The following is a 20,411-nucleotide window of genomic DNA, read 5'->3' as shown; positions in this document are numbered from 1 at the left end:
TGTCTGGAAATTCTATTGTTTAGTTCACAATTACTTTTGATCGAAATATTTAAGCACTTTTGATCAATTCAACCGCATCGCGGCCATCGGTATGCTGCAACAAAACCTGCACCTGTTCATCTTTGGAGGTAGGTAACACCTTACCAACATAATCAGCGTGGATCGGTAGCTCTCGGTGGCCACGATCGACCAGTACGGCCAAGCGCACCGCCTTGGGTCTACCGTAATCATGGATCGCATTCAGGGCTGCGCCGATCGTGCGGCCACTATAAATCACATCATCCATCAGCACCACCAGCTTGCCATTAATATCCGCTGGGATTTCCGTTTGGCTAGGGGCACGCAGACCAATGCGATCGAGATCATCACGATAGAATGTAATATCAACAGCCCCCAATGGTACGTTAATACCTTCGAGGGCTGTGACTTGATTAGCGATCATTTCGCTGAGGGGAACCCCCCTTGTGCGAATGCCTAAAAATACCAGCTCAGATAGTTCTGGGCTATGTTCAACTATCTGCGAAGCCAATCGATTCACTGTACGCCTTAATTCCTCGGCAGACAGGATTTCGATGATTTGCTGGTTGTTCACCTAAAGACGCATCTCAACTATCAAGGTGCTTTTCGATCGTGTTGGCTAGAGTTGTTTTTGGGACCGCACCCACAACCACATCCACACGCTGACCACCCTTAAATAACATCAGGGTAGGAATGCTGCGGATACCATACTGGCTAGCGACATTAGGGTTTTCGTCAGTATTTAACTTAACAACCTTAATCTTGCCATCGTATTGCTCGGCGACTTCATCAACGACGGGAGCAACCATTCGGCAAGGGCCACACCAGGGTGCCCAAAAATCAACTAGTACAGGAACGTCACTCGCCAGCACATCTGTTTCAAAACTAGCATCTGTTACCGCAATGGCTGATGACATGCTCAACTAACTCCTAAATCAATCCTAAATGTAATGTAATTCACTGTTGCCTTACTAGAATAGTATAACAGGCAGCAAAAATGTCAGCGATCTTTGAAACTGTTAAGCAGAAATCACCACATCTTATGTCTCTAGATTGACAACAACATGCAGCAAGATAGCGCAGGGCAGGTTTTAGAGGTATGGCCGATGGCCGCGATTCGGTATGAGAATGACTCAAAACTTATTTGCTAAAAATCCATAAACAGGCCAGCAATAAGAAACCGCCTAGACGGATCCAGGCGGAATGTGGTGTGAGGAGTGAACAATATTCGGTTTGAATATTGTCTTGACCTCTATTGTAATCCAATCTACAGGTTTATGCTTAGGTTCAAGGCGATCGATATCAATTTTTTCGGCAGAAGGGTTGATTAGTTATCGCGGGATCACATTTATTAAATAAATCTTAAACAAGTTTAGTGCTTAGGTAATTGGCAGGAGGATAACGGCAATCAAGTCAAATCCTGTTACTGGTTGGTAGCGCAATTCAAGTTTGACATGGCGGCAAATAGTCTACTAAATATTTTTCTTAGTTTAATTATTCTTTTTAATCTGGCAAGGGCGGCATTTCATTGTGCAAACGATCGATTGGATTGTGGTGGTGGCCTATTTAGGGCTAAGCATGGCGCTGGGGATCTATTTATCCCGTCGCGCGGCCAAAAGTATGCTGGATTTCTTTGTGTCGGGGCGATCGCTCAGTTGGTGGCTAGCAGGCACCAGTATGGCCGCAACTACGTTTTCGATCGATACACCGTTGTATGTGGCCGGAGTAGTAGCTAGCCGGGGGATCGCTGGCAACTGGGAGTGGTGGAGTTTTGGCATTGCCCATGTGGTGATGATCTATATTTTTGCCAAGATGTGGCGACGCTCTGAGGTGCTTACCGACGCGGAAATAATCGAATTACGGTATGGCGGCAGGGCAGCAAAAATACTACGCGCCACCAAAGCTTTTTTATTTGCGGTGCCGATCAATTGCATTGGGATCGGCTATGCGATGCTGGCGATGGTGAAGGTGGTAGATGCGTTACAACTGATTTCACCCAGTTTTTTAGCTGGTTTGCCCCTGGGCTTGGCTAACTTGCCGGAATCAGGCCTGAAGTTATGCATTGTAATTGGTGTGGGCTTGCTGGTGCTGGTCTATGCTGGCTTTTCGGGCTTGTGGGGCGTGGTTGCCACGGACTTTTTGCAATTTATGCTGGCGCTGGTGGGGGCGATCCTGGTGGCGATCTTTGCGGTGGCTCATTTTGGCGGCATGGCTAATTTGCTGGAGCAGGTGCAACAGGCAACCGATCTGGATGTGCTTTCTTTCACACCGCTGAGCATTGGTCAAAATGGCACATTAATCCAATGGCAAGAGGCAGCAGGCATCTCTGCTAGCACTTTCCTGGCCTATATATTTTTGCAATGGTGGTCATTCCGGCGCAGTGATGGTGGTGGTGAGTTTATTCAACGTTTGCTGGCGGCCAAGGACGAGGCAGAGGCAGAAAAGGCGGCCTGGTGGTTTAATATTTTGCACTATGTAATTCGTACCTGGCCCTGGATTGTAGTTTCGCTGGCGGCGATCGCCCTCTATCCCAATATGGAAGATCCAGAGCAGGGCTATCCCCGCTTGATGCTGGAATTTTTGCCCCCTGTGCTTCTGGGCTTGGTAGTAGCTTCCCTGGTGGCCGCATTCATGAGTACAGTCTCGACGCTAATTAATTGGGGCGCTTCTTACCTCACCAACGATCTCTACTATCGGTTTATGCGTCCGGACGCGAGTGGTGCAGAATTAGTTTTGGCGGGTCGAATTGCGTCGGTAGTAATTACCGCATTGGGTGCAACCGCCGCTTTTTATATTAAAGATGTGGCCACAATTTTTAGATTGATCATTGCGATCGGCACTGGCCCTGGCTTGGTTTTGATTTTGCGCTGGTTCTGGTGGCGGATCAATGCAGCAGCGGAATTGGCAGCGATGCTGGGCGGTTTTGTGATTGGTTTGCTGACCAGCGTGTTGCCCCAACTTACTCAAGACATGCCCTCTGGTGGCCTCAAAAGTTTATTGGAGTCGATGATAGCGATCGTAGACATTAGTGATTTTGGTATGCGCTTATTGGTAACCACTTCGATTACTGCAATCATCTGGATTGTGACGATGTTGCTAACTGCGCCAGAAACTAATCAAACCCTGGATGCTTTCTATATGCGGGTACGCCCCGGTGGCCCCGGTTGGCAGAAGCAACGCCAGCGTACTGGCCTGGAACCAGCCCAAAATTTAGGTAAAGACCTGTTGCGGGTGGTGGCAGCAACTTTGGTGTTATTTAGCAGCATGTTCACGATCGGCGGATTCTTGCTCCATCAGCAAGTTACGGGCTGGTTGATGTTGGCGATCGCGGTGCTGAGCTTTCTATGGTTACGCCGCCTGAATCTTACTGGTAATCTATTACCAAGCAGAGCCGGAGAACCAGAGGAGCCAGATCATGACCAGTGATAAGAACCAGGATAATAACCCCAATCAACGGGAACGCGACAATCAAGAACAGATCAGCAAAGAGCTTGGCCAGATCACCGATAAGCTTGATGGTAATACTCGCATTACTAATCTGGTGGCGTTGGGTGGTTTGGTGGTTGGTGTTTTGACCGTGGTGCAAAGCTTTCAGGTCAGCTATCTCAACAATCGCCTGGAAGAAGAAAAACGCTTTACCAATGCCCTGTTCAATTCGATTCAGTTCATTGAAAAGAAAGAAAATGCCGATCTGGCTATGTTTGCCCTCGCCACCATCCCCGATGAAACTGAGGAGATGGAAATTCTGTTTGGGTTTGTGCTGGCTGCTTCCAAAACTCGTCCTGATCTATTGCGTAATTTCTTTGAGGTTTGCGATCGCCTACCCCAACAAAAAAAAGATATTTGTGATGAATTAGTAGCAGATCGCCGCGATCAACTTGAAGATGCCAAGGAAGGGGTTGATGCCGCGATCGCCGAAAATGATGATCAAAAGTCCGGCTTGCCAGATATTGCCGTCCAGGCCTATGAACTTTCCCAGGACACCCAGGATATCGCGCCAAACCCCACACCGATCGCTGAACCGCTGTGGATGTACTTAACCAGGATGAATGATCAAAACAAAATTGGTGATGGCTTGCTCACCGTCGTACCGATCGAAAATAAACTGGCCTCAGGTATTATCTTTAAGCCCGATCGGGTAATTGGCGAGATCCTACAGGCCGACACAAATGTGAATCTGCGCAGTGATGCCAGCACCATTAATACCGAGGTGGTGCAAATTTTGAAAACAGGCGCATGTGTTGAAGTTAAAGGGATTACCGAGCGGCCGTTAACTAATGAAGCACAGGCTCCCACGGGCGGTGGCGGTGGTGCTATTGATCAAGCTCAGGCTAATCCATCTGAGCAAGCCAATCAATCTACTCCTGCTCCCAATCCTGAATCTACACAGCTAAACCAGGAAGAATTTAAGGGGATTTGGGCAAGGGTGCAGCCTGCCGCTTGTCCTTGAAGTTGCTAGGCTGATAATGCGACCGTTATTACTACAACCTGAGTTCGGCAGATCTTGACAATCTCTAATGCTATTGGCGATCGCCTGTATCTCCTTTCCCAACCCTAGCGATCGTTTTGCTCGAATTGCATCAAGCTGACGTTAATACCGATTACGCACTGTTACATTTACGGTGAAAACCCACTACCAATAGGCGCTACAGCTAAAATAGAGATAGGCAAGTGGAGGACATGATCATGTTTTTTACTTATGTTCTATATATCCTGGCCTGGTTGGGCATGGCAGCGATCGCAATTCTCAACGGCGTGATCCGCGAAGCCGTCTATCGTAAATTTATGGGCGAATTAAAAGCACATCAGATCTCTACGCTGACTGGCTCGGTGGCGATCGGCATTTATATCTGGACATTGATGTATTTTTTGCCATTGCAGTTTGCAACCCAGGCATTGGCGATCGGCGTGATCTGGTTGCTGATGACGATCGCGTTTGAGTTTGGCTTTGGTCATTATGTGATGCAGCACCCCTGGACTAAACTTTTGGCCGACTATAATTTACGGCGTGGTCGAGTCTGGCCGCTGTTTTTGCTTTGGCTCACTGTTGCCCCTTTGGTGATGTTTAGCTTTGCCTAGCCAAAAATATTTATATTTTAATAACCAGTCAAAAGCTTACAATAGCTAGAAATTATTGTGTTTTTGGTAATGCAACTGTTTTGACACAACAGATAAAGCTATTCAGGTTTGCAGATCGCCAGATTGTTGATGCGACAATCGTTGAACTTTCATCAAAGCATATTGCTGATGTTGAAGTGATGTGGATAATGCGCAACTATTAATTCATAATCAAATCATTAGTACCATACTTATTGTTTAGCTTATTGTTTAGGCAGAAAAATGAGTTTTAGTTATGATGAAACCTGGCTAATGGAAGCGGTACGCATAGAAGAGGAATGTAACTGCGATATTAGTGCTGGCTATGATTTAGGTAGTAATGTTGGTAAGTTTTATGCTTCTGTTCAAAATGGGGATGCTCTAGATTTTGACAAAGTAGCAGCGTCAGCCAAAGAAGCATTGAGCCATTGTTTCTCCGATGAAGAAATTGATAGCTTAATGGCACAATTCAAAAGTTCTGCACAAACTCTTTTGATGCAGAAGTTAGACTCAAATCAATCTGTCTGATTAATCTGGCGATCTCGATCATTCAATTAGCTTCAGCATTTTCAGCGGTAAAAGATATTAGTAATATTTAGCTTTGCTGCGTTTTGTTGTGACATGCCAGCCAGAGTTTGTATAATCCAGCCTAAAGCTTGTTTTGCTGGTGATCACTTGCGATCGCCTACGATCGCCAAGAGCCACCCCCTAAACATCCTAAACATATAGTCAAACAACAATCATCATTCGAGGTGCATATGCTCAGCCTAGCCGAAGAACTATTGCTCATTGCCTTTGATGACGATCGCGGTGTGGTGCTGACCTGCGATGCGATCCTGGACTATGGCTTGGTGGGAGCAGTGTTAAGCGATCTAATTTTGCAAGATCGACTCAAGCTAGAATTAGGCAATCTAGTCGTGAAAAAAAATGCCGCAACCGGCGATGATATTCTCGACTCGGTGCTAACCCAAATTGCTGAAGCACCTTTGCAGGCTCCGTCAAAATGGATTGCCAGCCTGAGCGCGGCATCAGAGCAGTTACGCGATCGCCTCCTGGAGCGATTGATCGAGCAGGGCATTTTGCGCCGAGAAGAACATAAGGTGTTGTGGGTAATTTCTTCGCCCCATTACCCAATGCAGGATAGCAGTTCGGAATCGGAAAGCCGCGATCGCATCCGTGCCGCAGTTCTGGAAGGCAAGCAACCCGATCCCCGTACCACTGCGCTTATTTCCCTGGTCAAGGCTTGCAAGCTGGTGGGGGAAGTGTTCAGCGAGACAGAATTGCCCCTGTGCGATCGGCGCATCCCTGAAATTATTAATGCTGGCTTTGCTGGCAAGTCAGTTACAGATGTGGTCAATTGTATTGATGAATCTACCCTGGCAGCGATCACAGCGGCAGCTTCAGTACAATAGAAATAGGCAAAGTTGACCTCTAGAATTGCCAGATATTGTAACTAAGCAATGGAGGCTAAAATGACAACTGAATATCGAGAATACCCAGATCTCAAAATGGTTGAAGTATTGGTAGATGGCAAAGTTACCAATGCAGATATCAATAGCATCTTACCCCAGATGGAAAAATTCATCGCTCAGCAGGGCACAGTCAAAATGATCGAGATTGTGAAGGATTTTAGTGGTTTTGAATTGTCAATGCTTGGTAAAGCGATTAAATTTGACATCGACCACTTAAAAGACTTCAGTCACTGTGCTGTCGTCACTGATTCAGGCTGGATTGGCCCATTTGCAAGAGCTATATCACCGTTTTTGAATATCCAACTTAAAATGTTTAAAATGGAGCAAAAGCAGGAAGCCTTGGATTGGCTCAAAGCTGCTTAAGTGATTCATTGTCGTAAATGCAAGTCGTAAAGGTAAGTTGTAAAGGTAAGTTGTAAAGGCAAAATTGCTTAAAATTGCTTATATCTTGCCGAGCTTAACTGTCAAGCACGATCGCCCTCAGGCATTAATTTAACTAATTGACTTAAATATCTACCCCTAAAGCTTAAATCAAACCCTAAGGCTTATTAGTACAATCTACGGTCACACTCAAGGCTTAAAACCCAGCCAACTCAAACAGATTCAGCGCCTCTATCGCCGCCGAGTTCCCGCGCCTACCTTCATCACGCCGGAATTTGCCCAACGTCTTGCTAATATTAGTGCCGAGATCAAAGCGCCACTATGTATATTTATCGATCGCCGTGGTCATGTGGTGCGCGTGGGCGTGGGTACTTTGCAACAAACCAAAATCCCGCCAGCGGAATTGCCACGCTATGGCGACGAGCGCCTGTCAGGGTTGCGTTGCATCGGCACGAAATTAAAATCAGCCCCCCCCAGCACCGCCGATCTCAGTGCAATGGCAATGCAGCGCCTGGATGCATTTGTGGCTCTGACGTTGAATAAGTCTGGCTATGTCGATCGCGGTTATGTGGCGCATTTAGTGCCAAACACGGCGGCTGAGCATGAATCAACCACCTGGACAGTTTTACCGCCCCAAAGCCTGGATGCGATCTCGAAGCAGGATTTTTTAGAGCTGGTCTTTAATCTAGAGGCCGAATTTAGCCGCGAGTTCACTGCCCAAGCAGTAGAGATTGAGCAGGATCTGGCGATCATTGTCGGGTTGATTTCCGATCGCCATAAAAATCGCCATCAGAATCGCCATCAGAATCGACAAAAAGGCAAGCATAAGTATGCCGATCGCTCCAATCACTCCGATCGCGCTGATCGCTCTGATCGCCAAGAGCCGATCGATCCGCACACCAGTTTGCTGGAGATGCAACAACTGGTTGAGAGTGCTGGTGGCCAAGTTTTAGACTTGATTGCCCAAAAACGCGATCGCCCCCACCCGCAAACCGTAATTGGTCAGGGTAAGGTGGAAGAAATTGCCCTGGCCGCCCAGGCGCAACGAGCGAATTTGATCGTGTTTAATCAAGAGCTTTCCCCTGCCCAAACCCGTAACCTAGAAAGATTATTAGGGATTCGAGTCAGCGATCGCACCGAGGTGATTCTAGATATATTTGCCCAACGCGCCCAATCCGCCGCCGGGAAATTGCAAGTAGAACTGGCGCAATTGGAATATCGCCTGCCGCGATTGTCTGGCAGAGGGCAAGCCCTGTCTCGGTTAGGAGGTGGGATTGGCACCAGAGGCCCCGGCGAAACAAAGCTAGAAAGCGATCGCCGCACCATCCAAAAGCGGATCTCTCATTTGCAAAGACAGGTAAATCAACTGCAAGCCCAACGCGATCGAATGCGGCAGCGGCGGGTTAAGCAGGAAATTCCCACCGTGGCGATCGTGGGTTATACCAATGCGGGTAAGTCAACCCTGTTAAATAGCCTGACCAAATCTACGGCCTATGCTGCCGATCAGCTATTTGCCACCCTCGACCCGACCACCCGCCGCTTGAATATCGCTGGCCATGAACCAATTTTGCTCACCGATACGGTGGGGTTCATCCATGAGCTACCGCCACCGTTGGTTGATGCTTTCCGCGCCACCCTCGAAGAAGTAACCGAGGCAGATGCATTGTTGCATGTGGTGGATGCTTCCCATCCGGCCTGGTTGGATCAGGTGCGATCGGTGAATCAAATTTTGGCAGAAATGCCGATCGCGGTGGGGCCGGTGTTGCTGGCATTTAATAAGTGCGATCGGATGGAAGACTTTGGCGCGATTCAAGATTTTATTCGTACTGAGAATGTGAATGCGGTTTTGATTTCCGCCACCAAACGCAAAGGCTTCGAGGACTTGCAACAGGGCTTAATCAAATTGGTTAGCTATGCGGTGGGTAAGTTTTAAGCAAGCCACTATCTCAACTGATTAGTTCAATGTGCTAATTCAACGTGGGGATAATATTAGTGCGCTGTGCCGTGAAGGTAATTGTGTAACCAAGCGAAATAATCATTTGTCGGAGCAGTGGCAAGCTGAGGCCGATCACATTAGTGTGACAGCCTTCGATCTTATTGACTAACAATCCGCCCATTCCCTCAAGCGTGAAACAGCCAGCACAATTAAGTGGCTCCCCTGTGCCAATATAACTATTTATCTCTACATCAGTGGCATCACTAAAATGCACCAGGGTTAGACCATATTTAGTCACGGTGCGATCGTGTTGAATATCAATTAAGCTATGCCCCGTGTAGAGCTGCCCCACATTCCCGCGCATTTGCTGCCAGCGGGCGATCGCCACTTCCGCATTATCCGGCTTGCCATGAATCCTGCCATTGATCGCCAACACCGAATCACAGCCCAGCACCAGCGCATTATGGTGAGAAAAGCGTGGCACCACTGCTGCCGCTTTGCCTTTAGCCAGCATTTGCACCAACTTAGCCGGATCATCGCTATGGATCAAATCTTCATTAAAATTGCTAATGCTCACAATTGGCTCAATGCCAGCATTTTGCAAAATCGATCGCCGTGCCGTTGAGGCAGAAGCAAGAATAAATTGAGGTTGGGTAGCGTCCATACTGGTAATAACAACATACTGGTAAAGTCTGGTTGTCCTAGTTTAGAATAGCCACCAAGTTTGTCATTTGGGCTGATACTTAAGCTTGAAATTAGCTTTGGATTGGCTAAAGATGCAGTTTTACTATGCGATCGCCGAATTAAGCCCTATTTATCTATATGCCTATGTCCTCTCATTCTTTGCCAGCACTTCAACATTTACTAGACGTGGTGGCAAAATTGCGATCGCCCGATGGGGGTTGTCCCTGGGATCTGGCGCAAACCCCAGAGACCCTAATTCCCTACGTGATCGAAGAAGCCTATGAGGTAGTTGATGCAATTCGCTCCCAGGACACGGCGGCGATCCAAGAAGAACTTGGCGATCTGCTGTTGCAGGTGGTGCTACAAGCGCAAGTTGCCCAGGACTATGGCCAGTTTTCGATCGCAGAAGTAGCCGAAGGCATTGCCGAGAAACTAATTCGCCGCCATCCCCATGTATTTGGCGATCTGGAAGTTGCGAATACCGAAGAGATTAGCCGGAATTGGGAGCAGATCAAAGCCGCCGAGAAGGGCGAAGACCCAGCCACTGCCCAAAAGCTCAGCCGCAAACTAAGTCGCTATGCCCGCAGTTTGCCGCCCCTGCTGGCGGGGATGAAGATTTCCCAGAAGGCAGCCAAATCTGGGTTTGAATGGGAAAACATCGCGCAGGTGTGGGATAAGTTCCATGAAGAACTGGGTGAATTTGAATATGCGCTCAAGCATGAAGATCCAGCCGCTCAAGAAGCAGAATTAGGCGATCTCCTCTTTACCATTATTAACATTGCCCGTTGGCAAGGTCTTGATCCCTTTGCAGCTTTACAAGGCACAAATAAGCGGTTTATTCAGCGCATTGCAATGATGGAAAAAATTAGCGATCGACCTTTTGCTGACTGTACGATCGAGGAGTTAGAAGAGATCTGGCAACGGGCTAAAAAGAAGCTAGATAAATAGCTTGGCAATGCTTTATAAGTACAGGATCAATGGGCAGGAAGAATATCAGCTAGCTGGGGGCGATCGAGTAACTAACGACATTCACCTAGATAGCTCTGCTTTGGCTTACCAGTCATCGGCTTGAAGCGATCGATCACCCAGAAGTAGCCGATCCGCAATAATTTGGCCATAACCTGAGGTTTGGCGATCGCCCATAAATTAATCGCCAGACACACAGTTCCCAGAAAGAGCAAAATAAAGGTTGGCGCGGCCACCACTCCCACGCTAAACCAGGTAAACACATGCAACACCATGATCATTGAATAGGCGATCGCGGCAATCATCATCAGGCGCAATCGACGAGAAACAATATCAATGCCAGTAAACACCATTGTTTGGGTGGTGGCGATCATATTTGCAGGCACTAGAAACGCACAGATGCCCACACAGTTATTACGCGAGAAATCACCGATGGCATTAAACCAGCTAGCCGAGGAAACGGTTACCGCATGGGTTAAATGGGCGATCGGATAGGCGTGGGTTGTAATATCAATCATGCGTATGCTTAATTTACTAGATTCAGATTTACCAGGCTTAAATTCACTTAACTCAGACAGTATTAATACTCAGCGATCTATGGCAATGACTATTAGTATGCGCTTATTTCTGGCGATCGGGTCTAATTTGTTAAATATTTAAATCCTGCTTAATATTTTGGTGATTGCCTTTAATTGCCTTTAATTGCCTTTAATCAACTCTATCCAGGTAAATCTGCACCGGAGTTGAATTCTTGACCTGGTAGAGCTGGTTGCGGGAGCGATCGCTGTTTTAGCTCCTCTTGCAGCTTAATTGGCGTAGCTTGGCGATAGGCACCGCAGTAGTACATAGTTTGCACTGCTTTGAACGCCCAATGATCGCTGGGTACATCAATGAAAGCATGGGGGAGTTGCTCCGCTTGATTATTGACACAGGCATTTACTATTTGTTCCCCACTGATCCTCTCTCCATCTAGCTGTTCATTCTGATGATTGTGTTCAGCCGCGAAGATCTCAGGCTGGCTGGTTATACTCAGCATACCAGCTAAGCCATAGGCCATTGTGGACAAGACAGCAACCGCGATCGCTTGGGTGAGTTTTTTTGGCATTGTGCTTATATTGTTCTTACTGAAGAATTAGCATTCTATTTAATATTGAATATATTCAATCTACGGGTGAATAGGATGATTGGATGGTTAGCTATCAACTCAAAACAACTTAAAACCAATGTTGCATCCCAGGGTAACAGCCTGAGCCATTAGGCATGGATTTAGATAGGGGTTTAGATAAGGACTCGATCGGCAATATACTTTAACTCCCGAAGCTAAAAGCAACTAGCTACGATCGGGTTAATTAAACCAAGCAACCGGGTGCTCATTTACACTCACTTTACTCACTGGCTCCATCCATCCCCTCCAGCAATTGGGTCATATACCAGATTTGCTGAGGCGTGGCGATCTCATCCTCGGCCAGATATGTAGTCCCATCCTGGAAATTGAGCGCGCCGGTATATAGATTGATCGTATCGTCACCCAACCCTTGAATAAATTGATCCAGGATTTCGCCATTTTCCTCGCTCAATGCCTCACCCCTGGCAAAACCCACCGCCGAAGTATCAGCATTATTAATATCTTGCCAATCGGGCGCAGACCACACAAACGCACTTTCAAATTCACCAGCCTTAGCTGCTTCGATCTGGGCTTGATAAGTTGGGCCCCAGTTATAGAAAGGCACGCCAATGCAAATTTCGGGAGCCAGCGAACAACCCGATCGCAAGGTGTAGTGCAAAAACTTCACATCTTTACCTGCTTCAGCCGCCTTCTTGCCCTGGACTGCTGCCTCCGGCGTATCGATCCCAGTCATCACCACATCATAACCACCATTATAAAAATCATCCGCCACCTTGGTAGGGTCCAGGGTCACGCCAGGAATATTAAACCAAAAACCAATCCAGGTAACCTTGAACTCCAGCTCCGCCGCATCCCGATCGCGGTAGTTTTGCCAACAATGTTGCGCTCCCAAAAACGCCGCACTGGACAAACGCCTGGTTTCGTCATTAATTAATGGCCCCAGGTAACCAATTTTGCCCGTTTTAGTTTCCAATGCTGCCGCACAACCAGCAATCAAGCGGCCATAATACATTTGCAGCATCACGTTAGACAAATTGGCCTGCTCTTGATAATTTTTGCCCTCTGGCCAGGCATAATCACCAGACACATGAATCACCGCCACATCTGGGTGCTTTTGGGCGGTGAACAGGGCATCATCCTTAAAGTCATCGGAGTTAAAAATTACCATCTGCGCCCCATTGGCGATCAGGTCGTCGGCCACCTGCGATCCCTGCACATTCGGTCGATCGCCCGGATTCACTTTGTCCACATAGTCAAAGGCCACCCCAGGTAAGTTTTCCATCACATATTCCGAAGCTTCCACATGGGATTGGTTCCAGCCCGCATCGTTTTTGGGCCCCACAATCACCATGCCAACTTTGAATTCATCCTGATCGCTGGGGCTGACTGTTTCTGTATTTTGATCTGGCTCAGGTACATCAGCGGTTGGATCGGGCGTAGTGGGTACATTTCCACCGCAGGCCGCTAAAGATGAGAAAAGAAAGGCGATCGCCAACAACTGACCACCGCGTCTAACACGATCAAATAAATTCTTTTGCATACTCTCCACACTATTACCTATTTATCACCTATCTATCGATTCTATCGATCAAATTCTTTAAATATCAATAACTAAGGTTATAAGTACCGATTCACCCCAGTTAATCCAGGAATTTTGGCAATTATCGATTAAATAACTAATCAATACCAGCTTATGTCAGCGTAGCTAAATATTTCTCTTCATTCATCTATTTAAATTATTTAAATCAAAGATCAAATCTGCTTCACTTGCTATAGTCGTTACGGCAATGTTTAGTTGAGCAATAACCTGTATTTAATAACAATAAACCAAGATCTATAGCGATCGCTAGATTAACGAATGCAATCCCTATAACTCCTATAACACTTACTGAAAGACATTAATCACAGCGAGGGAGTTATGTATTCAACAACAATTATCTTTGTTTTATGGTTAAATTGACGGTAAGAATTTAGCCATCGCAATCGATGCCAGAGTTGCATCATTTGTTGGAAATAGATCTTTCGGGCTTACAGGTAATTAATACAGCCGATCATACCTAGCTTTCTTTATAGCGCCTTGGATCAGATCAAATAGTTATATTCGGTACTGATCCCACCGCCTGTAATATGCATATCTAGCCGTATATATGCTTAAGCTGCCCTTAAAAAATTAATTTAATAACGCTGCTAAACTGTGGGAGTAAACCCCACCCAAGCATTACATCTAAACTTTAAATCAAACATATGGGTCAAAAGATTAAACTGGCAGTCTTTGATATTGACGGCACAATCAACGGCAATAATAACCAGGTGAATGAGCCAGTTAAACGGGCGATCAAGGCGGCTCAGGATCAGGGCGTGAAAATTGCGATCGCCACCGGGCGGATGTATCGATCGGCGTTGCGATTCCACGAGGCAGTGAATGCGGACTTGCCGATCGTTTCCTATCAGGGGGCATATATCAAAGATCCGCGCTCCCAGGAAGTGGTGGGGCATTGGCCCGTAGATCTGGAATATGCATTGTCTTTGATCGATGACTTTGCGGATCTGGTGGCCAGCGATCGCCTATCGGTGCATGTGTATCTCGATGACAATCTCTATGTCAAAAAGATGTCACCCCAGACCGCTGCCTATGAGGTGCGAGCCGGCGTAGATGCATTAATTGTGGGCGATCTCAAGGAGTTCTTGCAAGCCAAAGCCTCAGAATCGCACCAAACTCTGCCCACTAAAGTATTGGCCTTAAGCGATGATCCAGAATTAACCACTGAACTACTGCGCACCCTCAAACAACGCTACACACCAGGACAGCTCTATTTAACTAAGTCAGTGGCCACCTTTTTTGAAGCCACCAACCCGATCGCCAACAAGGGCACCGCAGTGAAGCACCTAGCGGAAAACATTCTGGGTTTTAAACAAGATGAAGTGATGGCCGTGGGTGATAATTTTAATGACCTGGAAATGATCGAGTATGCCGGTGTGGGCGTGGCGATGGGCAATGCACCAGAGGGCTTGCAAGAGGTAGCTGATTGGATTGCGCCTGATGTGGCAGAGGATGGCGTGGCGGCGGCGATCGCCGAGTTTATTCTCTAAACCAGCCAGTATGATATCTTTAGGCTACGCCAATCATAAATATTCCTTTAAACGCTCACAAGAGCATGGGATGCAAAACAAACTAATCACCCACAAAAGGTGTATGCCAGAGTTGCCAGTTTTCCCTATTAAAAGGCGGTTTCCACTTGGCGATCAAGTTTGATTCCAGTTGCTGGCGTGGCCTGGTAGCGATCGGTGCATCCCACCAGAAGCTAATGCCCAATTGTCGAGTTAAGTTATGGCTGCCGTGCAAATAGACATAATTATCCGCATAGCGCTTGCAATCGTGGGCTCCTTTCCAGCGCGTACTCGATCGGCAGGTTTCGCCCACATACAACAGCAAACCACAGGCATGATCGATCACAAAATAAATGCAAGCGGCACTGGCACCATGCTCGGGATAGCGCCAAAATGAGAGAGGGCGAGGTTCCAACCCAAAAGGATCGATCGCATCGGGATCACAATGATTGGGCACAAGCTCCAGCAGATTGGTTTGGGCTTGGGGCGATCGCGCTGCCCTGAGCTGTTGTTGATAATTAATAATCTTATCTTTCCACCGCCCTAGCTCCGTTGCACCCATCTCATAGGGCGTAGATTCGACTTTATAGACAGGGCTGTCAAATTCTTTGAGGGAGAACAAGCTACCCTGTTGTGGTTCCTGGGAATATGGCATGTTAATCAAAGAAAGATGAGGCAAAATTAATCGGGCTTGGTTTCCACATCCAGCACCCGCATGATGTGATTATAGGTATCCCTAGCCTGCTGGAGCGAATTACCAATACTGGTGAGACCCAACTTACCATATTCAGACAAACAGCCAATCAGATGAAACAGAGTGCCAGTTTCGCGGCTGCTATCGAAATGCAAGCGATGGTGGGCAATAATTTCCATCAGGTCGTGGGGTAACAAGCCATGATAGCGATCTTTAACCAGGTTATCGCTGGCAACGTAATATTTCTCGCGCCCTTGCTGGGAGAAAAACAGACCGCTGCGATCGTCAAATCTACCATTAGTTAAATATCTCAGCGCCATGAATGGGTGGGTAGTGCCGCCTTTCCGCAGATTAATTTCGATCGCTTGTAGATCCCAACGCCCGGAGTCTTGCTGCACCGCCAGAAAGTCCACCCCATAGCGCTCCAGGGCTCCTTTAGCCGCCAGGCAGCGGCCAATTTCTAGACCCATCACCTGCAAGCGCAGACGATAATCAGCGGAGGCCGGAAAACTGCAACCCAGATAAACCTGGCCATCGGGGCCGCCCAGAATCTGGTCATGGGTAGAAAGCACCTCCACTTCGCCAGTGGGGGCAATCCGACCCTGGAAACTGGGGGAAAATTTGCGTTTACCTTCAATGAATTCTTCGGCGATCGCGCCTAGTTTGGGAATCTGGCTGGAATAACTTTCCCAGGTTTCGGCCTTGGTTTGAAAGCGCAGGAATTTAAAACTTTTTTCGATCGCGGCCAGCTTTTCTGGCTCATCTTGCTCTGCCATAGCGGTCTTCAAGTTTTGCAGATCTAAAAGCGCATTTCCTTCTCCCGAAAAGCCTTCATTTAGCTTGATTACAATCCGCCTGAGATCGGGCTGGCGCTGCCATAACTCCAACACCATCCGGGCTAGGTCTTCCTTTGTCCAAACCAATTCACTGCCATCGGGGAAGGGAATTTTGGCTTCGGCAAAAATCTCACGGCTGCCGCTTTTGGTGCCCCAGTAAAGCAAATTAGGATCTAGTCCCCACAGCGGGATGCCCAATTCCACCGACAAGGCCTGCTCCCAAGGGGTGGAATTAAAACAGGTCATAATCGCCCGATCGAGCCGGAGGGATTTTTTGATTCGCTCAATCAATCTGGGTCGCTCTAGAATCTTCTGGGTGAGCGGTTTATCAACGGAAGCATCATAGGCGGATAGCAAAATTAAGCGCTCCCGCGCCTGGGAGAAAGGAATCCCCGGCAGCAGTTGTAAGTAATACTCAATAATAATTGAAGGTAATGGCTGCGAAGTGACATAAACCAATCTGGTGTGGGGATTGCGGAGCCGCACCAGCGAGAATAATAATCGCTCCTCGTAGTGGTTTGCACCAGGAATTTTGCGTAGTTCACGTGGATCAAAGCTGAGCGAAGGAATCACCAGCAGATCGTAGTCACTATTGTCGAATTGCTCCATACTCTGCCAGCGATCGCGTAACTGGGTTTGAAGCTGGCAAAATTTATCATTGATTGCGACGCGATTGGTTCGGAGCATTTACTTATGGCTTTATGGCTTGGTAGTAGTAGCTAGCCAAAACTTACTGGCATAATTTGAAATTTTAATTGCATATCTGTCAATTATGCCCAACATAATCTAGTCTGCACCGATCGCCAGGTTTAAATTCCAAGTATTTACAATTAATGACAATTGAGAATTATTGAGAATTATTGAGAATTCAGGAGTCAATCGCGCGGAGAAACTGAAGCTGGTGATGGCTCTAGCAAACTAAGCTGCTCTTGGGCATGGTTGGCGAGTTCTGGAATTGGCTTAGCTAAATCAGGATTCAAGGTGGTTAAACCCTGAGTAGGATTAAACTCCAACAGCTTTAAATCCACATCCGCCAGATATTCTGGGCGCAGTGGTTGCAATTGCACATTAGTGTAATAGAAATTGAGGATGCGATCGTAGGACCAGCCCAGATCGCCGAGGTGATAGGAACCAGTCTGGCTCATTCCCACCCCATGTCCCAAACCACCACCAGTGAACTTATAGCCTTTGACTACCTTTTCACCCTCAGCGGTCTTGAAGTTGGGATCAAACACCGGATCGACATAGAACAAAGTGCTATTTGGCGCATATAGCGCATCCATGATTTCATCTTTCTCTAGCACGATCGTGCCCTTGTCGGTTTGAACGCCCACCTTGAGCACTCGACCCGAAGCCGCCCGATCGATCACCTGCAAATCCTTAATCGTATTAAATCGGGTTTGGGTATCGCCAGCCTGACGCAAGAACTTTTGCAGGGTCGTTTTAATTTCGCTCAGGTTGCTTTCCTTTTCCCAGCGAAATGTATGCCAGCCTTTTTCATTAAAAACGGTCTCTCGCTGCGCCAGGAAGGTACGGAAGTCTTGCTCCTGCGAAAGGTTAAATTTGCTGAGATTGCCAGCATTATTAACCGAATCGATCACCGATTCCAGGTAGGGGCGATCTTGCCCATCCCAGAGATCGTTATAGTCAGCGGTGACACCACCAGTAGTAGAAGAATAAAGCGCATCTACTACCCTGCCGTCATAGATCAGAACTTGTCCTCTGGTAGCCGCGATCGCATTATCAGCAGTGTTGCTAGTTCCCTCTAGACCACGATAAACCTGGCATTGGGTATCGGCGCATAGGTGATAGCCATCTACTACAAACCGATGCCGACTCGCTAACACATAGGTACGTGCCAACACTGCCTGGGCTTTGACCGCTTCATAGGGAGCGCCATAACCGATTTCGTGGGGCACTACACCGCGCAGATAGGTTTCCAAGGGTACATGGTTAACCAGGGTATAGCTGTTGTGCACATTCTGTTGCAGGCGCAAAGTACCCGCAAAAAGCTTGTTATTTACTTTAATTAAACCTTTACCAGTGCTAATGTCCAGGGTATTGCGGTTGTAGCGATAGTTGCCCACCACCCAGGAAAGCATGGGGCGATCGCGTAAAATCTTGCCATTAACGCTGGCCACCGTATGCCCCTGAGCATGCAAGTTATATAGCAACAAATGCCGCAGCAGTCTGGTGTCATAGGTGCTACGCTTAGCCCATACTTGCCAACGGCGGGGCTGCACAATTTCTGTTTCGATGCCCTGTGCTTGCCAACGATAGGCACTGGCTGCCGCATTCTCATAGCTGCGGTGGTGACTCAGTACCAGCTTTTCATCGAGTACGGGTTGGGTAAGGGGCGCTCTGGCTAGGGCTACTTCGATCTTATTCGTATTCAGATTTTGCCTGGTGGTGCCATCATTAGCGACAAAATTCAACCTGAGTTGATCGCCGGAGGTGGCTTCGATCACCAGTTTATCCTGGGGGTTTTCGCCAAACCTTTGTTCGATGCCAATGTGCAGAATCGGGTTATTATTTTGAGCTGCATCCAGGCGATCGCCGGATAAACCAATTACACAAAAAGCACCGATCAAAATCTGACCAATGAAACTATGTCTTTTTTTCATCGCACCTCGATCGCGCTCAAACGACATGAATATTGTAGGTTTGCCTTATTTCTAGCTTATGTCTAGGCAAATCATAAACCTATGTCAGGATAGCAGATCCAGCCTGGATCGAGGAGGTCAAAAAGGGCATAAAAAAATACCGGGACAGTATTATTACTATCCCGATTAGATGAGCTTTTATCACTACTCATCTAGCGTCTCAAAACTATTTATCTGCAATTAGTAGATAAGTCTGAATGTTTGACCAATCCCTACTCTAATCAGTCCCAAGATCAGCTTTAAGCTTAGTCTTTGAGGGGGAATGAAATTAGGCTTGCAAAGCTTTTTTACGCTTTTTGCTCAAGGCATAAGCACCAGCCATACCACCAAGAGCCACTAAGCCAAGGGTGGATTGGAAGTTAAATGGGATCGCTACTAATGCAGTATTGAAACCAAAGGAAGGCTGACTTGCGCCAATTGGAATCAAGTTCACAGTAAGCCTAATTGCGCCTACATTACCGAAGTTTATTGCTGTATCAAAGTCAGCATAGTTAAACTCAATCTCATCACCAGTAGTTAGCGTAGTTAAGTCAACAGTATTTGTTGAAACTGTGCCAGTACCGTTCTCAAAAACTTCTAAAATCGCATCGCTTCCAGCATTAAGGTTAGCAGCATTAGATACCGTACTAAGGATTCTGGGATTAGCACCTAATAAAGCAGGTGAAATATCTACACCGCCCAAACCGCTTGGGATACCAGCGTTTCCATCCCATACTAGTGAAGATGAGCCAGGTGACCCAGCAAAGCCAAAAAAGAATGCAGCGCCGTTACCTGGAGTGCCACCTATACCAGTAAAAATCGGGTCAACTACATTTGTAATAGTACGGAATCCACCAACAACACCAGGAACAGGCCCAATAGTATTTGGAGGTGCAAATGGGCCGTTATTTTGACCAGGTTCAAAGTTGTCAATAACAACCGTTGCTGCTTCAGCAGGTGTAACTGATACGCTCGTAGCAGCACCAAAAACAGCTACCGCAGTTGTAAGAGTCAAAGCTCTAGTTAAAGATTTGGTCATAATGCGTCTCAACGTTTCTACAATTATTTGAAATGGCTTACAAATGACCCATTTCCCCCGCCTCAGTCCTACCTACCTGGCAGACTACCTGAAACCTAATCAAGGGCGAACAGGCATTCAATGCTTCAATTGTTCACGATTAAAGAAAGCTCGATCGGAATTTCGATCACCCCGTAGGGATTAAACCCGCCATTTTAGTTAAGCTATTTTGCCCAACACGGATCAAACCTATCACAAAAAAAATGATCTGCATAGATCATCAAGGAGCAAAATCAACCAAACGTCATGGTTTAGGAATATTCTCATATCAAAAAAGTGCCACAAAAAAAAAGAAGTCCCCGATGGCGGGGACAGGGAACCATATGTGTGACAGCCAAAAAGCAAACCAGTGTAACCTTGGGTTTACTTAAAC

19 protein-coding genes are annotated in these 20,411 nt (G+C 47.1%); 9 read left to right on the top strand and 10 right to left on the bottom strand.

Features of this window, described 5'->3' with window-relative positions:
• Positions 1-49 precede the first annotated feature (49 nt).
• Both pyrR and trxA read right to left on the bottom strand, forming a co-directional pair.
• Positions 50-592 (bottom strand): bifunctional pyr operon transcriptional regulator/uracil phosphoribosyltransferase PyrR, encoded by a 543-nt coding sequence (gene pyrR / locus PSE7367_RS07600; RefSeq protein WP_015164787.1) that lies wholly within the window; start codon positions 590-592, stop codon positions 50-52.
• A gap of 13 nt (positions 593-605) precedes the next feature.
• Positions 606-935 (bottom strand): thioredoxin, encoded by a 330-nt coding sequence (gene trxA, locus PSE7367_RS07595; RefSeq protein ID WP_015164786.1) that lies wholly within the window; start codon positions 933-935, stop codon positions 606-608.
• A gap of 613 nt (positions 936-1,548) precedes the next feature.
• Here trxA and PSE7367_RS07590 point away from each other — a divergent pair.
• From PSE7367_RS07590 to hflX, 7 genes are all read left to right on the top strand, one after another.
• On the top strand, positions 1,549-3,444 hold the full coding sequence (locus PSE7367_RS07590; protein ID WP_015164785.1) for a sodium:solute symporter family protein: 1,896 nt from the start codon (positions 1,549-1,551) through the stop codon (positions 3,442-3,444).
• Complete coding sequence (locus PSE7367_RS07585) at positions 3,434-4,468, top strand: hypothetical protein (RefSeq protein WP_015164784.1); 1,035 nt, start codon at positions 3,434-3,436, stop codon at positions 4,466-4,468. The genes PSE7367_RS07590 and PSE7367_RS07585 overlap by 11 nt, the downstream gene beginning before the upstream one ends.
• Positions 4,469-4,704: 236 nt before the next feature.
• Positions 4,705-5,097 (top strand): hypothetical protein, encoded by a 393-nt coding sequence (locus tag PSE7367_RS07580; RefSeq protein WP_015164783.1) that lies wholly within the window; start codon positions 4,705-4,707, stop codon positions 5,095-5,097.
• A 261-nt stretch (positions 5,098-5,358) separates the two neighbouring features.
• Positions 5,359-5,643, top strand: a complete 285-nt coding sequence (locus PSE7367_RS07575; protein ID WP_015164782.1) for a hypothetical protein — start codon at positions 5,359-5,361, stop codon at positions 5,641-5,643.
• Between the two features lie 230 nt (positions 5,644-5,873).
• The gene (locus tag PSE7367_RS07570; RefSeq protein WP_015164781.1) at positions 5,874-6,527 is read left to right on the top strand and encodes a GOLPH3/VPS74 family protein; all 654 of its coding nucleotides are present in this window, start codon (positions 5,874-5,876) and stop codon (positions 6,525-6,527) included.
• A gap of 96 nt (positions 6,528-6,623) precedes the next feature.
• The gene (locus PSE7367_RS07565; RefSeq protein WP_198013451.1) at positions 6,624-6,950 is read left to right on the top strand and encodes a SpoIIAA family protein; all 327 of its coding nucleotides are present in this window, start codon (positions 6,624-6,626) and stop codon (positions 6,948-6,950) included.
• A gap of 184 nt (positions 6,951-7,134) precedes the next feature.
• Positions 7,135-8,901, top strand: a complete 1,767-nt coding sequence (gene hflX / locus PSE7367_RS07560; protein ID WP_015164779.1) for a GTPase HflX — start codon at positions 7,135-7,137, stop codon at positions 8,899-8,901.
• 34 nt (positions 8,902-8,935) lie between these two features.
• On the opposite strand, the gene PSE7367_RS07555 is transcribed toward hflX, so the two are convergent.
• Positions 8,936-9,568 (bottom strand): Maf family protein, encoded by a 633-nt coding sequence (locus PSE7367_RS07555; protein ID WP_015164778.1) that lies wholly within the window; start codon positions 9,566-9,568, stop codon positions 8,936-8,938.
• Positions 9,569-9,732: 164 nt separating this feature from the next.
• On the opposite strand from PSE7367_RS07555, the gene mazG reads away from it, so the two are divergent.
• Entirely contained in the window at positions 9,733-10,536 is an 804-nt protein-coding gene (mazG, locus tag PSE7367_RS07550) for a nucleoside triphosphate pyrophosphohydrolase (RefSeq protein ID WP_015164777.1), read from the top strand.
• A 71-nt stretch (positions 10,537-10,607) separates the two neighbouring features.
• On the opposite strand, the gene PSE7367_RS07545 is transcribed toward mazG, so the two are convergent.
• The 3 genes from PSE7367_RS07545 to PSE7367_RS07535 all read right to left on the bottom strand — a co-directional run bounded on the left by PSE7367_RS07545 (position 10,608) and on the right by PSE7367_RS07535 (position 13,220).
• Positions 10,608-11,072 carry a hypothetical protein gene (locus PSE7367_RS07545; protein ID WP_015164776.1) on the bottom strand — a complete coding sequence of 155 codons (465 nt, stop codon included), beginning with the start codon at positions 11,070-11,072 and terminating at the stop codon, positions 10,608-10,610.
• A gap of 200 nt (positions 11,073-11,272) precedes the next feature.
• Positions 11,273-11,659, bottom strand: coding sequence for a hypothetical protein (locus PSE7367_RS22390; RefSeq protein WP_015164775.1), 387 nt, complete (start codon positions 11,657-11,659; stop codon positions 11,273-11,275).
• A gap of 280 nt (positions 11,660-11,939) precedes the next feature.
• A complete protein-coding gene (locus PSE7367_RS07535) occupies positions 11,940-13,220 on the bottom strand; it encodes a BMP family lipoprotein (protein WP_015164774.1) in 1,281 nt (426 codons plus the stop codon).
• 704 nt (positions 13,221-13,924) lie between these two features.
• Here PSE7367_RS07535 and PSE7367_RS07530 point away from each other — a divergent pair.
• The gene (locus PSE7367_RS07530; RefSeq protein WP_015164773.1) at positions 13,925-14,770 is read left to right on the top strand and encodes a Cof-type HAD-IIB family hydrolase; all 846 of its coding nucleotides are present in this window, start codon (positions 13,925-13,927) and stop codon (positions 14,768-14,770) included.
• Positions 14,771-14,852: 82 nt separating this feature from the next.
• Here PSE7367_RS07530 and PSE7367_RS07525 read toward each other — a convergent pair whose 3' ends face one another.
• The 4 genes from PSE7367_RS07525 to PSE7367_RS07510 all read right to left on the bottom strand — a co-directional run bounded on the left by PSE7367_RS07525 (position 14,853) and on the right by PSE7367_RS07510 (position 19,999).
• Positions 14,853-15,443: a hypothetical protein gene (locus tag PSE7367_RS07525; RefSeq protein WP_015164772.1), complete on the bottom strand. Its 591-nt coding sequence runs from the start codon at positions 15,441-15,443 to the stop codon at positions 14,853-14,855.
• Positions 15,444-15,469: 26 nt separating this feature from the next.
• On the bottom strand, positions 15,470-17,005 hold the full coding sequence (locus tag PSE7367_RS07520) for a peptide ligase PGM1-related protein (RefSeq protein WP_015164771.1): 1,536 nt from the start codon (positions 17,003-17,005) through the stop codon (positions 15,470-15,472).
• Positions 17,006-17,193: 188 nt separating this feature from the next.
• Positions 17,194-18,969 (bottom strand): SpoIID/LytB domain-containing protein, encoded by a 1,776-nt coding sequence (locus tag PSE7367_RS07515; RefSeq protein WP_015164770.1) that lies wholly within the window; start codon positions 18,967-18,969, stop codon positions 17,194-17,196.
• A 280-nt stretch (positions 18,970-19,249) separates the two neighbouring features.
• Positions 19,250-19,999, bottom strand: a complete 750-nt coding sequence (locus tag PSE7367_RS07510) for a hypothetical protein (RefSeq protein ID WP_015164769.1) — start codon at positions 19,997-19,999, stop codon at positions 19,250-19,252.
• Between the last annotated feature and the right edge of the window lie 412 nt (positions 20,000-20,411).

The sequence above is a fragment of the Pseudanabaena sp. PCC 7367 genome (assembly GCF_000317065.1).
Lineage (GTDB): Bacteria > Cyanobacteriota > Cyanobacteriia > Pseudanabaenales > Pseudanabaenaceae > Thalassoporum > Thalassoporum mexicanum.
The sequence above is the reverse complement of the archived record's forward strand: the minus strand, read 5'-3'. Positions and strand labels throughout refer to the sequence as shown.